This window comes from Stutzerimonas stutzeri RCH2 (assembly GCF_000327065.1).
Classification (GTDB): domain Bacteria; phylum Pseudomonadota; class Gammaproteobacteria; order Pseudomonadales; family Pseudomonadaceae; genus Stutzerimonas; species Stutzerimonas stutzeri_AE.
Genome location: NC_019936.1, coordinates 4,413,095 through 4,426,293, shown reverse-complemented (window position 1 = coordinate 4,426,293; position 13,199 = coordinate 4,413,095). Strand labels below are relative to the sequence as shown.

Sequence of the window (13,199 nt, the reverse complement as noted above, 5' to 3'; positions counted from 1 at the left end):
CTTATTTTCCTTCTTCGGCGAGCGGGTCGAACAGCGCGATGCCGCGCTCATCCAGGCTCAGGGCGACGCGGGTGCGCTCTTGCGGCGGCACGGCGATGACGTAGCGCCAGCTGGCTTCCGGCAGGTCGCGGTAGGCGGCCAGCACGCCGACGTAGCGACTGCCGTCCTGCACCGACAGCTTCAGCTCGCGGCTCTCGCCGGGACGCAGTTCCAGTTCCTCGGAGGTCACCAGGTCCGGCGCCAGGGCTTCCTTGGGCCGCTGGTAGAGGGCGAAGAAGTCGCCGCTCTCGAACGCCACCGGATGCTTGAGCTCCAGCAGGCGCAGCACGATCGGCGACGGTCGGCCGTTGAGGTCGGGATTGAGACGGTCGCTGCCGTGCAGTTCGAGATCCAGCTTGGTCAGCTTGGAGTACGGCGACAGCGCCGAGCAGCCGCCCAGCACGAGCAGCGAGGCCAGCATGGCCAGGGTGATGCGACGAGGCATGGGATCATCCTTGATGGGTGGAATCGAGCGTGGCGATCAGGCGCACCTGCTCCTCATAGGTCTTGGCGAAATCGCGGGCGAACAGCCGTTCGCTCCAGTCGGCGTCCTGGCCGAGGCTGTGATGCAGCCGGCGATAGGCGCGCCAGCGACTGCCGGCGGTGGCGAGCAGCGGTTTGCGGCCTTCGCGTTCGAAACGCAGCGCCAGCTGCTCCGGGGCCAGTTGTTCGAACATCGCCTGCACCGCTGCGCGGCTGGCGGCCAGCAGTGCCACCTGATGCGCCTGCAGGTCGCGGAAGGCGCGACCGACGGCCTGCTCGGCCGTGAGCTGGCCAGGCTTGCCACCGCGCAGCAGGGCGCTCATGGCCTCGCCAGTATCGGCGCTGTGCTTGAGCGGGTTGTTGCCGGCGCTCTGTACGGTGGTCAGTGCCAGGCGCAGCTCGTTCTTCAGCTCGCTACGGGTGCGCAGGCTCTGCTGCAAACCGCCGATGCTCTGCTTGAGCAGGCGCGCGGCATTCAGTGCCAGCGCCTGACGCTGGTCCTCGTCCATATCCTTGAGATCGACACCCAGCGCGTCGCCGAAGCGCTGCCAGAAGCCGGGAGGCAGGCGTTCGGGCTCCGGTTCGCGCTTGGGTTCGGTTGCCACCTGCGGCATGACCAGCTCCGGCAGCGGCAGGCTTTCGGTGTCGATGCGGGCGTAGTCGCGCTGCTGGGCCTGGCGTTGCGGTGCCACCAGCGTCAGGTCGAGGTCGTCGACTTCGGCATAGATGCGCTCCTGCTGATCCATCGCGACCAGTGGATCGAGGTCGAGGAAGGCATCGTCGGGAATGATGGTGCCGGCAGGTTGCGGGCGGCCGATGTCGCCTTCGAACAGCGCCGGGTCCTGGATCAGCCGGGCGCGGATCTCGAAGTCGCCCAGGCAATAGACGCTGCCATGCTCGATGCGCTGCGGCTGGCCCTTGACCAGGCTGGCACCGCTGTCCTTGAGCTGGATGCCGTTACTGCTGGTATCGGTGAGAAAGAAGCCGCCGTCGCGGTAGCTGATCACCGCGTGACGCCCGGAGAGGACGCGCTTGCGGTCGGGGATCACCCAATCGCAGCCTTCGGCCCGGCCGATCACGCCGCCGGCCTGCTTGAAGGTTTTGGTGGTCAGCAGCCCGGGCACGAATTGCTGGGCGCCCACCATATCGAAGACCAGTTCCATGGTCGTGTCGCTCCTTGCGGTTACTTGCCGCGATTCAAGGCTTGCGGATCACCCAGCGGGCGATAGTGGTCATCGTCGAATTTGTAGTTGCCGGTGCAACCGGCGAGCAGCGCGGCGGCGATGAGCGAAACGAGGGCGTAATAGCGCACGGGCACGCGATTTCCTCCTTGAAGTCGTGTGTGGGGGCAAGGTGCGCATGGCGCGACCTGAGCGAGGCATTGAAGTTCAGTTGTCGTGCAGGCTCGGTGAACGGGTTCACAGAACACCCGACGGATGCGTCTAAAACGAGCGTGAGGTCAGGTTGAGGCGGCTCGGTGACGTCGCGCGGCAGGTTTGCCTTGCGCCGGCCGATCGTTGCTGGCAGGTGATCTGCTGATCGCTGACGGACCTGCAGAAACGCAAAAGCCCGCAGCGAGCGGGCTTTTGCGGAGCGCTTCGAGCGGCACTCGAAACGACTATATATGGCGCATCCGGCGGGATTCGAACCCACGACCCCTGCCTTCGGAGGGCAGTACTCTATCCAGCTGAGCTACGGATGCGTTGCGGGGCGCAATCATACGCATGTCGTTGACGGGCGTCCATGCTGGTGCGGCCGGGCGGATACGCCCAGGTGCGGCTTTTTCGCAGCTGCCTGTCACTGGGCCGGCTGGTACCCTTGCGTGTCGCGGCCGGGGGCCGTGGGTGTTCGGATGGCGAGGGGATGGAGATGTCGGGCCATATCAAACTCTGGGACGCGCCGCTGCGGCTGTTTCACTGGCTGTTCGCCGGGGCGGTTATCGCGGCCATCGTCTCGGGCTGGGTCGGCGGCAGTCTGATGCCCTGGCATGGCCGGCTCGGCCTGCTGGTGCTGGGGCTACTGGTGTTCCGCCTGATCTGGGGCTTCGTCGGTTCGACGTACGCCCGCTGGTCGCGGATCTTCGCTGCCACGGTTGGCGTGAAGGACTATCTACAGGGCAACTGGCGCGAAGCCGGGCACAATCCGCTCGGCGCGTTCTCGGTGCTGGCCATGCTGCTGCTGGTGGCCTTTCAGGTGACCAGCGGATTGATGGCAACCGATGACATCGCCTTTCAGGGCCCGCTCCATGCGTTGATCAGCAGCGAGACCGGCAGCGCGCTGAGCGGCCTGCATCGGCAGGCGAAGTGGCTGCTGCTGGTGCTGATCGGCATGCACATCGCAGCCATCATCTATTACACGCTGGTGATGCGCCGGCCATTGGTGCGGGCGATGATCGCGGGGCGGACGCAGCGCGAGCATCCGTCCCAGCAGAATGCGCGGGGTGGCTCGCTGCCCGCGGCGGTTCTGGCGATCGCGCTGGGAGCGGCTTGCGTCTGGGGCGTGCAGGCGGTGGGGGATTGGCTGCGGCCTGAGCCGGCGGCGGTGGCGCCCAGCCTGGACTGGTAAGCCAGCCGACCGGCAGGTGTCGGCTGGCTGCGCCTGATCAGTCGGCGCGGAACTTGTCGTGGCAGGACTTGCAGCTACCGCCGACGTCGCCGAAGGCCTTCTTGATCGCGGCCTGATCGCCTTCTGCGGCCACCTTGGCGAGCTGGTTGGCGGCGGCGGTGAAGTTGCGACCGATCTGCCCGGCTTCGCCGAGGTTCTGGAAGAACTCAGGCTTCAGGCGAGTCGCCTTGCCCAGCTGCTCGGTGGTGGTGTCCGGGCTGTACAGGCTGCCCATGCCGGCGTTGGCGATGGCGGCGATGGCATTGGCGGCCGCAGCCACCTTGGCCTGATCGTAGGGCTCCTTGCCGTCGATTACCTGGGCCTTGATCTTGCCCATGTTCCACGACATGAACTGGTAGCCGGCCTGGCGGGTTTCGACCATCTCTTCCGGTTTCATCTGCGCCTGGACGGCAGTGCTGGCCAGCAGGACGGCGGCCACGGCGCCTGTCATCAATGCTTTCACGGTAACTCCTTATCGATCCTTGGTTATCGGCGGCCGAGGCCGCTCGCGCGCAACTATACCCCGGCCAGTAGTAGGGTTTGGGTAACAAGGCGTGACAGGCCGTGCGATGTATCAGGCTGGTCAATGGCGCGACAACGTCATGCGTCATGAGCTTGCCGGGCCAGTGGCTGCGGTCCTAGCATGGCCGTTCGCAGTGCAATGCGGCGACAGGAACCGGGCGGCGAAGGACGGTTCAGATGAGCGTCGTATCAGCCAAACTTTCCGCAGCGGGCCTGCCGCTACGATGCCCGAGGAGACTGCCATGCAACTCAAAGACACCGCTCTGTTCCGTCAGCAGGCCTATATCGATGGTGCCTGGCTGGATGCCGACAGCGGCCAGACCATCAGCGTGAACAACCCGGCCACCGGCGAAACGCTCGGCACGGTGCCGAAGATGGGCGCTGCGGAAACCCGCCGCGCCATCGATGCCGCCGAGCGCGCGCTGCCGGCCTGGCGTGATCTGACCGCCAAGGAGCGTTCGCAGAAGCTGCGTCGCTGGTTCGAGCTGCTGATGGAGAACCAGGACGACCTCGGCCGGCTGATGACGCTGGAGCAGGGCAAGCCACTGGCCGAAGCCAAGGGCGAGATCGCCTACGCCGCCTCGTTCATCGAGTGGTTCGCCGAGGAAGCCAAGCGCATCTACGGCGACACCATTCCCGGGCACCAGAAAGACAAACGCATCATCGTCATCAAGCAGCCGATCGGCGTGACCGCGGCGATCACCCCGTGGAATTTCCCGGCGGCGATGATCACCCGCAAGGCCGGCCCCGCGCTCGCAGCCGGCTGCACCATGGTGATCAAGCCCGCTTCGCAGACGCCGTTCTCGGCGCTGGCGATGGTCGAGTTGGCCGAGCGCGCCGGCATTCCCAAGGGCGTGCTCAGCGTGGTGACTGGCTCGGCCGGCGACATCGGCAACGAGCTGACCGCCAACCCCAAGGTACGCAAGATCTCCTTCACCGGCTCCACCGAGGTCGGCGCCAAGCTGATGGAGCAGTGCGCGCCGGGCATCAAGAAGGTCTCGCTGGAGCTCGGCGGCAACGCGCCGTTCATTGTCTTCGACGATGCCGATCTGGACGAGGCGGTGAAGGGTGCCGTGCAGTCCAAGTACCGCAATGCCGGGCAGACCTGCGTCTGCGTCAACCGCATCTATGTGCAGGACGGCGTGTACGACACCTTCGCCGAGAAATTCCAGGCGGCCGTGGCCAAGCTGCGGGTTGGCAATGGCCTGGAGGAGGGTACCGATCTCGGTCCGCTGATCGACGATCGCGCTGCCGCCAAGGTCCGCGAGCATATCGAGGACGCGGTGGCCCAGGGCGCGCGGCTGGTGGCAGGTGGCCAGGCCCATGCGCTGGGCGGCAGCTATTTCGAGCCGACCGTGCTGGTTAACGTGCCGGACAGTGCCAAGGTGGCCAAGGAAGAGACCTTCGGCCCGCTGGCGCCGCTGTTCCGCTTCAAGGACGAGGCCGACGCGATCGCCAAGGCCAATGACACCGAGTTCGGCCTGGCCTCCTACTTCTACGCGCGCGATCTGGGCCGCGTGTTCCGCGTCGCCGAGGCGCTGGAGTACGGCATGGTCGGCATCAACACCGGGCTGATTTCCACCGAGGTGGCGCCGTTCGGCGGGGTCAAGTCGTCCGGCCTCGGCCGCGAGGGCTCCAAGTACGGCATCGAGGACTACCTGGAGATCAAGTACCTCTGCATGGGCATTTGATGCCCCTGCGACAGTCGGTCTCAGGGGCTGGCTGTCGCGTTCTCCTCCGGTCAGAATCGCTCGCCCCCGCAGCGCGTCGCATTAGTCGACGCGCTGCAATTGTCGACCTGCCATCCGGTAGCAGTCGTCTCCCCAGCGAGTACCACGGTGAGCATCTCGGCCCAAGTCTCCTTCGTACTGGTCGCCTACAACGAACCGTGGCGTGCGGACCAACTTTGTCAGCTGGTGCGCCAGCTGAGGCCCGGCATGCGTGTGCAACCGGCGGCCGATGGCCATGCCGCCCTGGCGACGTGCAAGCGGCAGGCGCCCAGCCTGCTGATCGTGGATGGCGAACTGGACGGGCTCGACGGGCGCCAGCTGCTGCGCGAGCTGCGTCGCCATGGTCCGACCCAGCGCCTGCCCTGCGTGCTGATCAGTGCCCGTACCGATACCGCCAGCGTGCGCACCGTGCTGCCGCTCGCGCCGGCCGCCTATCTCGGCAAACCCTATGATCTCGCTGACCTGCGCCAGCGGCTGGACAAGCTGCTGCCGCGGTCGGCCGGCCACGCTGGCGCGGCGCGCCTGGCCGTGGTCGATGACCTCGACAGTTTTCTCGAACGCATGCGTCCGCATAATCGGGGAGCGCCGCTGCTGGACAGCGTACTGACGGCGTTGCAGCGTTTGCAGGGCGGCGACCAGGATTTCGCCGAGCTGGAGGAGCTGCTGTCGCGCGATCCGCAGGTCAGCGCCCGGCTGATCAGCGTTGCCAGCAGCAGTGCGGCAACGTCGGCGGCATCCTGCGTGAGCCTGGCGCAGGCGCAACGACAGCTGGGCGCCGCGCGCAGTCTGCAACTGGTCACCGAGCTGGCCTTGCAGCACAACGCCCGGCTGGTCGAACCGCGCCTCGCCGAGCTGGCGGCGCAGCTCAGTGCCCAGGCGCTGCGCACGGCGCGTCTGGCGAGCTGGCTGGCGCGCCAGCTGAAGCTGGATGCCGAGCTGTGCTTCAGCGCCGGACTGCTGCAGAACATCGGTGAGCTGGCGCTGTTGCGCAGCCTGCAGGAATGGCTCGACAGCGGCGGCGCGCTCGATGAGGCAGAGCTGCAGCGCTGTCTGCGCGAGCGTGCGGCCGGCTTCGGCTCAGCGTTGCGGGCGCAATGGGCGCTGCCATTGGAGTTGCGTCAGGTAATCAGCGCCTACTACACGTTAGGTGCCGGTGTGCTGCGCCGCGAAGCGCTGATACTCAATCTGACACGCCTGCTGGTGGAGCTGCCTGAAGGCACTGAACCTACCTCTCTGGCCAACGAACGTACGGTACGTTTGCTGCGCATCGACCCCGACCTGTTGCTTCGCGCTCCGCGGCACGCCGTTCCAGGCTGAAGCCGCCGCGCGCTTTGGCGGCATTATTCCGCTGATTGATAATGCTCTCCGGCGCCGGACCCATTACCCGCAACATCACACCTGCTGGGCATTACGCCTTCTGCATCGGCTAAACCGCTCCCAACAGCAGGCCTATCGACACGCGTAACGTGACTCCATTATTCTGCTGTGCGAAACATGATTCCGTGAAATTACAATTCCAATCAGCATTTCACACAGCGGAGGCCAGTCATGACAGATGTCGTACGGCTCGAAGTTCAGGGCGAGATCGCGCTGATCACGGTCAACAATCCACCAGTCAATGCCCTTGGCCAGGCGGTGCGTGAGGGGCTGCAGAAGGCCTTTCAGAGCGCCGAAGCGGACCCGCAGGTACGTGCGGTGGCGCTGGTCTGCGAGGGCAACACCTTTATCGCCGGGGCCGACATCAAGGAATTCGGCAAGCCGCCGCAGGCGCCGAGCCTGCCCGAGGTGATCGAAATCATCGAAGCCTGCAACAAGTCGAGCGTTGCGGTCATTCATGGCACCGCGCTCGGTGGCGGGCTTGAAGTCGCGCTGGGCTGCCATTACCGCATCGCGCGCAAGGACGCCAAGGTCGGCCTGCCGGAAGTGAAGCTGGGTTTGTTGCCGGGCGCCGGTGGCACCCAGCGGCTGCCGCGTCTGGCCGGTGTCGAGAAGGCGCTGGAGATGATCGTCAGCGGCCAGCCGATCAGTGCGGCCGAGGCGGTCGAGCACAACATCGTCGACGAGCTGTTCGAGGGTGATCTGGTGGAAGCTGGCCTGGCCTATGTCCGTCGCATGGTCGAGGAAGGCCGCACACCGCGACGTACTGGCGAGCAGACCCAAGGCCTGGAGGGCGCCGACAACGAGGCGCTGATTCGCGCCAAGCATGCCGAGGTGGCCAAGCGCATGCCCGGGCTGTTCTCGCCGCTGCGTTGCATCGCGGCGGTCGAGGCTGCGACGAAGCTGCCGCTGGCCGAAGGCCTCAAGCGCGAGCGTGAGCTGTTTGCCGAGTGCCTGAACTCGCCTCAGCGTGGTGCATTGGTTCATTCATTCTTCGCCGAGCGCCAGGCGGGCAAGATCAACGATCTGCCATCCGATACGAAGCCGCGGTCGATCAACTCCGCCGCGGTGATCGGCGGCGGCACCATGGGTGTCGGTATTGCGCTGAGCTTCGCCAATGCCGGCGTGCCGGTGAAGCTGCTGGAAATCAATGAGGAGGCGCTGCAACGCGGCTTGCAGCGCGCCCGCGACACCTACGCGGCGAGCGTCAAGCGCGGCAGCCTGACCGAAGACGCGATGGAGCAGCGCCTCGCGCTGATCGAGGGCGTGACCGAGTACGCCGCGCTGGCTGATGCCGACGTGGTGGTCGAAGCGGTCTTCGAGGAAATGGGCGTCAAGCAGCAGGTGTTCGAGCAGCTGGATGCCATTTGCAAGCCCGGCGCGATTCTCGCCTCCAACACTTCCTCGCTTGATCTGGACGCCATCGCGGCTTTCACCAAGCGCCCGGAAGATGTGGTCGGCCTGCATTTCTTCAGCCCGGCCAACGTCATGCGCCTGCTGGAAGTGGTGCGCGGCGCGAAGACCAGCGATGAAGTGCTTGCCACTGCCATGGCGATCGGCAAACAGCTGAAGAAGGTCTCGGTGGTGGTCGGCGTCTGCGATGGCTTCGTCGGCAACCGCATGGTTTTCCAGTACGGCCGCGAGGCAGAGTTCCTGCTGGAGGAGGGCGCCACGCCACAGCAGGTCGACGCTGCGCTGCGCAACTTCGGCATGGCCATGGGACCGTTCGCCATGCGTGACCTGTCGGGCCTGGACATCGGCCAGGCGATCCGCAAGCGTCAGCGCGCGACGCTGCCGGCGCACCTGGATTTCCCCACCGTCTCCGACAAGCTCTGCGCCGCCGGCATGCTCGGGCAGAAGACCGGCGCCGGCTATTACCGCTACGAGCCAGGCAACCGCACCCCGCAGGAAAACCCCGACCTCGCGCCTATGCTGGAGGCAGCGTCGCTGGAAAAGGGCATCGAGCGAAAGGCGCTGGACGAGCAGTACATCGTCGAGCGCTGCATCTTCGCGCTGGTCAACGAAGGCGCGAAGATTCTCGAAGAGGGCATCGCCCAGCGTTCCAGCGATATCGACGTCATCTACCTGAACGGCTACGGCTTCCCGGCCTTCCGTGGTGGCCCGATGTTCTATGCCGACAGCGTCGGCCTGGACCGGGTGCTGGCGCGGGTCAAGGAACTGCACGCACGTTGCGGCGACTGGTGGAAGCCAGCGCCGCTGCTGGAAAAACTGGCCGCCGAAGGCCGCACCTTCACCGACTGGCAGGCCGGGCAATAAGTGCCGCCCGCCTGCAAACCGAACGCAGCATGAGGACTTTCCCATGAACGTCAACTACACGGCCGAAGAGCTCGCCTTTCGCGATGAAGTGCGCGCCTTCCTGAAAAGCGAGCTGCCGGCGGACATCGCCGCCAAGGTCAAGCTCGGCAAGCACATGTCCAAACAGGATCACGAGCGCTGGCAGCAGATTCTGGTCAAGCGCGGCTGGTACGCGCCGGGCTGGCCGGTGGAACTGGGCGGCACCACCTGGGGCCCGGTCGAGAAGCACATCTTCGATGAGGAGTGCTCGGCCTTCGGCGCGCCGCGTACCGTGCCCTTTGGGGTCAACATGGTCGCCCCGGTGATCATCAAGTTCGGCACCCAGCAGCAGATCGACCATTACCTGCCGCGTATTCTTTCTGGCGAGGACTGGTGGTGCCAGGGCTATTCCGAGCCGGGTGCCGGCTCTGACCTGGCGAGCTTGAAGACCCGCGCCGTGCGCGACGGCGACCACTACGTGGTCAACGGCCAGAAGACCTGGACCACTCTTGGTCAGCACGCCAACATGATCTTCTGCCTGGTGCGCACCGACCCCGAGGCCCAGCAGCAGCGCGGCATCAGCTTTCTGTTGATCGACATGAAGAGCCCCGGCATCAGCGTGCGGCCGATCATCACCCTGGACGGCGATCATGAGGTCAACGAGGTCTTCTTCGACAACGTCCGCGTGCCGGTGGAGAACCTGGTCGGCGAGGAAAACCAGGGCTGGACCTGCGCCAAGTACCTGCTGACCCACGAACGCACGGGCCTCGCCGGCATCGGCTCGTCCAAGGCGGTGTTGGCGCATCTGAAGCGCATCGCGATGAAGGAAGTCTGCGATGGCAAGCCAATGCTCGAAGACCCGCTGTTCCGCGCCCAGGTCGCGGAAGTGGAAATGCAGCTGATGGCCATCGAGATGAGCACCCTGCGCATCCTCGCCGCGGCGAAGGAGGGCGGCGTGCCCGGCGCGGAGTCCTCGATCCTCAAGGTCAAGGGCACCGAGATTCGCCAGGCGATTACTCACCTTTTGCGCAAGGTCATCGGCCCCTACGCGTTGCCGTTCCTCGAAGAGGAGATGCAGCTGGACTACGACGGCGAGCTGTTGCACGCCGACTACAGCGCGTCGCTGGCCGGTGACTACTTCAACATGCGCAAGCTGTCGATCTTCGGCGGCTCCAACGAAATCCAGAAGAACATCGTCTCGAAGATGATTCTCGAGCTGTAAGGGGGCACCGCAATGGACTTCAAACTGACTGAAGAGCAGCAAATGCTGCAAGACACCGCGGCGCGTCTGGTGCGCGACGCCTACCCGTTCGAACAGCGCGAGAAATTCAGCGAGTCGGAGCTGGGCTTTTCCGCCGAGTTCTGGGCGCAGCTGGGCGAGCTGGGCCTGACAGCCGTGCCGTTCGCCGAGGAGATCGGCGGCTTCGGCGGCGGCGGCGTGGAAACCATGCTGGTGATGACCGAGCTGGGTCGCGGCCTGACCCTGGAGCCCTACCTGCAATCGGTGATCTTCGCTGGCGGACTGCTCACTCAATTGGGCAGCGATGCGCAGAAAGAGGAGCTGCTGCCGCAGGTTGCGGCCGGTTCGCTGCAACTGGCGGTGGCGCTCGACGAGCCGCAGAGTCACTACAATCTCAACGACGTACTGACCAAAGCCGAGGCGGCGGACGGCGGCTATCGTCTATCCGGACGCAAGGCCGTGGTGATCGGCGGGCACAGCGCCGGACGGATCATCGTCTCCGCGCGCAGCGCTGGCGACAGCCGCGACGAAGCCGGCGTCAGTCTGTTTCTGGTTGACCCCAACGCCCAGGGCGTCAGCCGCCGCGTTTACCCGACCATCGATGGGCGCAAGGGCTGCGAGCTGTTCCTCGACAACGTGCAGGTCGGAGCCGATGCGCTGCTTGGCGAGATTGGCAATGCCTTACCCGCGATTCGCTACCAGCAGGGCCGCGCCATCGCCGCGCAGTGCGCCGATGCCCTCGGCAGCATGGACGAGGCCTGCAAGCTGACCCTCGACTACCTGAAGACGCGCAAGCAGTTCGGCGTGCCGATCGGCAAGTTCCAGGTCCTGCAGCACCGCATGGTCGACATGCAGACCGAGCTGGAGCAGGCCACCAGCATGGCGATCCTCGCCGCGACCTTTGCCGATGGCGAAGACAACGACGAGCGCAGCCGTATCATCGCCGCCGCCAAATACATCTGCGCCCGCGCCGCGCGCAAGGTGGCCGAGGAAGCGATTCAGCTGCACGGCGGCATCGGCATGACCTGGGAATACAACCTCGCCCACCACGCCAAGCGTCTGGTGATGATCGCCCACCAGTTCGGTGATGACGACCATCATTTGAAGGCTTATGCGAAGCTGATGCAGGTGGCGTGATCGGTTGATCGCGAGACATAAAGAACCCGCTCTCAGGAGCGGGTTTTTTGTGGGCGGTGGATACCGTTGCGGTGATTGTGCTGTGGGAGTGGACTTATCCGCGACGTTTCTTGGCTCCGGTGCTAGGCCGGGTACGCGAACAGTCCGGTAGGGCGGTTGGCGCGTTTCCACCTCGCGCGGCGGGGCGGCACGGTGGCTGGGCTGGGCGGTGGAGCGTGATCCACCCTACGCTGTCGGTTCGGGTTCGTAGGGTGGATGTCGCTTTTCACATCCACGCGGTTGGGTCGGTACCCGTGGATCGGTGGATCGATAAAGCGTGATCCACCCTACGCCTGAGGTCCCGCGTCCGCTCAGGCCGGATTGGCCTGTGCCTCGACTGGTGCTGCACCCTGCGGCTTCCACTCCTGCAGGCGATCCAGGCTGCCACGGTAGTGCTTGAGCCCCATGCCGAGCAGGATCATGGCGCCGACCAGCGCAACGCCGGTGACGATCAATAGCGAGTAGCGCAGGGCGTTGTCGTCGCCGAAGACGAAGTCGGTGCCCAGCGCCACCGCAGTCGGGCCGATGCCGAGGCCGACCATGGTGATGACGAACAGGTACACCGCGGAGGCCTGGCCGCGCATGGAGTTGGGCATGATCTCCTGAATCGCCGCCGGGCCGACGCCGAAGGGCATGGCGATGGTGAAAACGTGCAGGGCGATCAGCGCCAGTGCCAGCTCGCCGGTGCCGGCCAGGTAGGCGAGGTTGAGTGGCAGGGTCAGCGCGGCGGAGATGATGCCGACGCGCAGCGGTGCGTCGCGATAACCGCGGCGGTGCAGCAGGTCCGACAGCCGCCCGCCGGCGATAATGCCGATCGAGCCGGCCACCGCCACCACCGAGCCGTAGAGCACGCCGACGTCGCTGGCCGACCAGCCGTAGGTGCGGATGAAGAACGTCGGAATCCACGCCGAACTGCCGTAGGCGGCGAATGCCAGGCAGGCGAAGCCGAAGTTGTGGCAGAGCACGGTACGGCGGTTCTGGCGAATGTAGCCGGCCACCTCGCTCAGCGGTACCTCGACGCCCGCGCCGACGCCCTTGCGTGACGGCTCGCGGATCAGCAAGAGCACGGCAGTGAACAGCACGCCGGCCGCGCCAAGTACGAGGAAGATCAGCTGCCAGGGGCGCACCATGCCGAGCACCGGCAGCTCCACATCACCTTGGGCCGAGGCGAACTTGACCACCAGCCCGCCGAGCAGAAAGGCCAGGCCGGAGCCGATGTAGATGCCCATCGAATAGACGCTCATCGCGGTGCCGCGCAGTTTGGGCGGGAAGCTGTCGGCGATCAGCGAGTAGGCCGAGGGCGATAGCGCGGCCTCGCCGACACCGACGCCGATGCGGAACACGAGAAACTGCCAGAAGGTTCGCGCGGTGCCGCACAGCGCGGTCATCAGGCTCCACACCAGCACGCCGATGGCGATGATGCCGCGTCGGCTCTTGCGGTCGGCCAGGCGTCCGATGGGCACGCCGCAGATGGTGTAGAACACCGCGAAGGAGAAGCCCATGAGCAGACTCATGTGGGTGTCGGTGATGTCCAGATCACGGCGGATCGGCTCGACCAGTAGGTTGAGGATCTGCCGATCGACGAAGGACAGCACGTAGGCGAGCATGAGGATGGCGACCGTGACCCAGGCGCGGGTTTGCGAGGGGTAGCCGTTATTGTTGTTGTGCATGGCAAGGCTCCATTGGCAAGGAGGGCTGTAACCAACCCATCCTCACTTTTGTCGGAGATCCGC

General features: G+C 65.6%; 11 protein-coding genes and 1 tRNA gene. 6 read left to right on the top strand and 6 right to left on the bottom strand.

The window, feature by feature from the left end:
* Window position 1 precedes the first annotated feature (1 nt).
* From tssJ to PSEST_RS20675, 4 genes are all read right to left on the bottom strand, one after another.
* Window positions 2-484 (bottom strand): type VI secretion system lipoprotein TssJ, encoded by a 483-nt coding sequence (gene tssJ / locus PSEST_RS20690; RefSeq protein ID WP_015278867.1) that lies wholly within the window; start codon window positions 482-484, stop codon window positions 2-4.
* Window positions 485-488: 4 nt separating this feature from the next.
* The gene (gene tagH, locus PSEST_RS20685) at window positions 489-1,685 is read right to left on the bottom strand and encodes a type VI secretion system-associated FHA domain protein TagH (RefSeq protein WP_015278866.1); all 1,197 of its coding nucleotides are present in this window, start codon (window positions 1,683-1,685) and stop codon (window positions 489-491) included.
* A gap of 20 nt (window positions 1,686-1,705) precedes the next feature.
* Window positions 1,706-1,807, bottom strand: a complete 102-nt coding sequence (locus PSEST_RS20680; protein WP_373278835.1) for a type VI secretion protein — start codon at window positions 1,805-1,807, stop codon at window positions 1,706-1,708.
* A gap of 340 nt (window positions 1,808-2,147) precedes the next feature.
* Window positions 2,148-2,224 (bottom strand) — tRNA-Arg (locus PSEST_RS20675).
* Window positions 2,225-2,385: 161 nt separating this feature from the next.
* Between PSEST_RS20675 and PSEST_RS20670 the strand changes: the two genes are divergently transcribed.
* Window positions 2,386-3,087: a cytochrome b/b6 domain-containing protein gene (locus tag PSEST_RS20670; RefSeq protein WP_080602190.1), complete on the top strand. Its 702-nt coding sequence runs from the start codon at window positions 2,386-2,388 to the stop codon at window positions 3,085-3,087.
* Between the two features lie 37 nt (window positions 3,088-3,124).
* On the opposite strand, the gene PSEST_RS20665 is transcribed toward PSEST_RS20670, so the two are convergent.
* Window positions 3,125-3,577, bottom strand: coding sequence for a c-type cytochrome (locus tag PSEST_RS20665; RefSeq protein WP_041756833.1), 453 nt, complete (start codon window positions 3,575-3,577; stop codon window positions 3,125-3,127).
* Window positions 3,578-3,890: 313 nt separating this feature from the next.
* On the opposite strand from PSEST_RS20665, the gene gabD reads away from it, so the two are divergent.
* The 5 genes from gabD to PSEST_RS20640 all read left to right on the top strand — a co-directional run bounded on the left by gabD (window position 3,891) and on the right by PSEST_RS20640 (window position 11,427).
* Complete coding sequence (gene gabD / locus PSEST_RS20660) at window positions 3,891-5,339, top strand: NADP-dependent succinate-semialdehyde dehydrogenase (RefSeq protein ID WP_015278862.1); 1,449 nt, start codon at window positions 3,891-3,893, stop codon at window positions 5,337-5,339.
* 147 nt (window positions 5,340-5,486) lie between these two features.
* The gene (locus PSEST_RS20655; RefSeq protein ID WP_015278861.1) at window positions 5,487-6,695 is read left to right on the top strand and encodes an HDOD domain-containing protein; all 1,209 of its coding nucleotides are present in this window, start codon (window positions 5,487-5,489) and stop codon (window positions 6,693-6,695) included.
* Between the two features lie 231 nt (window positions 6,696-6,926).
* Entirely contained in the window at window positions 6,927-9,032 is a 2,106-nt protein-coding gene (locus tag PSEST_RS20650) for a 3-hydroxyacyl-CoA dehydrogenase NAD-binding domain-containing protein (RefSeq protein ID WP_015278860.1), read from the top strand.
* 43 nt (window positions 9,033-9,075) lie between these two features.
* On the top strand, window positions 9,076-10,272 hold the full coding sequence (locus PSEST_RS20645; protein ID WP_015278859.1) for an acyl-CoA dehydrogenase family protein: 1,197 nt from the start codon (window positions 9,076-9,078) through the stop codon (window positions 10,270-10,272).
* Window positions 10,273-10,284: 12 nt separating this feature from the next.
* Window positions 10,285-11,427 (top strand): acyl-CoA dehydrogenase family protein, encoded by a 1,143-nt coding sequence (locus tag PSEST_RS20640; RefSeq protein WP_015278858.1) that lies wholly within the window; start codon window positions 10,285-10,287, stop codon window positions 11,425-11,427.
* Window positions 11,428-11,777: 350 nt separating this feature from the next.
* Here the strand turns inward: PSEST_RS20640 and PSEST_RS20635 are convergent, their stop codons facing one another.
* Window positions 11,778-13,136 carry a spinster family MFS transporter gene (locus PSEST_RS20635; RefSeq protein ID WP_015278857.1) on the bottom strand — a complete coding sequence of 453 codons (1,359 nt, stop codon included), beginning with the start codon at window positions 13,134-13,136 and terminating at the stop codon, window positions 11,778-11,780.
* Window positions 13,137-13,199 lie beyond the last annotated feature (63 nt).

What these genes read in the sequence shown, in the direction of transcription:
- PSEST_RS20670 (WP_080602190.1), top strand. Translation starts at nt 2,386, where the DNA reads ATGGAGATGTCGGGCCATATCAAACTCTGGGACGCGCCGCTGCGGCTG.
- tagH (WP_015278866.1), bottom strand. Translation starts at nt 1,685, where the DNA reads ATGGAACTGGTCTTCGATATGGTGGGCGCCCAGCAATTCGTGCCCGGG.
- PSEST_RS20635 (WP_015278857.1), bottom strand. Translation starts at nt 13,136, where the DNA reads ATGCACAACAACAATAACGGCTACCCCTCGCAAACCCGCGCCTGGGTC.
- PSEST_RS20650 (WP_015278860.1), top strand. Translation starts at nt 6,927, where the DNA reads ATGACAGATGTCGTACGGCTCGAAGTTCAGGGCGAGATCGCGCTGATC.
- PSEST_RS20645 (WP_015278859.1), top strand. Translation starts at nt 9,076, where the DNA reads ATGAACGTCAACTACACGGCCGAAGAGCTCGCCTTTCGCGATGAAGTG.
- tssJ (WP_015278867.1), bottom strand. Translation starts at nt 484, where the DNA reads ATGCCTCGTCGCATCACCCTGGCCATGCTGGCCTCGCTGCTCGTGCTG.
- PSEST_RS20640 (WP_015278858.1), top strand. Translation starts at nt 10,285, where the DNA reads ATGGACTTCAAACTGACTGAAGAGCAGCAAATGCTGCAAGACACCGCG.
- PSEST_RS20665 (WP_041756833.1), bottom strand. Translation starts at nt 3,577, where the DNA reads ATGACAGGCGCCGTGGCCGCCGTCCTGCTGGCCAGCACTGCCGTCCAG.
- gabD (WP_015278862.1), top strand. Translation starts at nt 3,891, where the DNA reads ATGCAACTCAAAGACACCGCTCTGTTCCGTCAGCAGGCCTATATCGAT.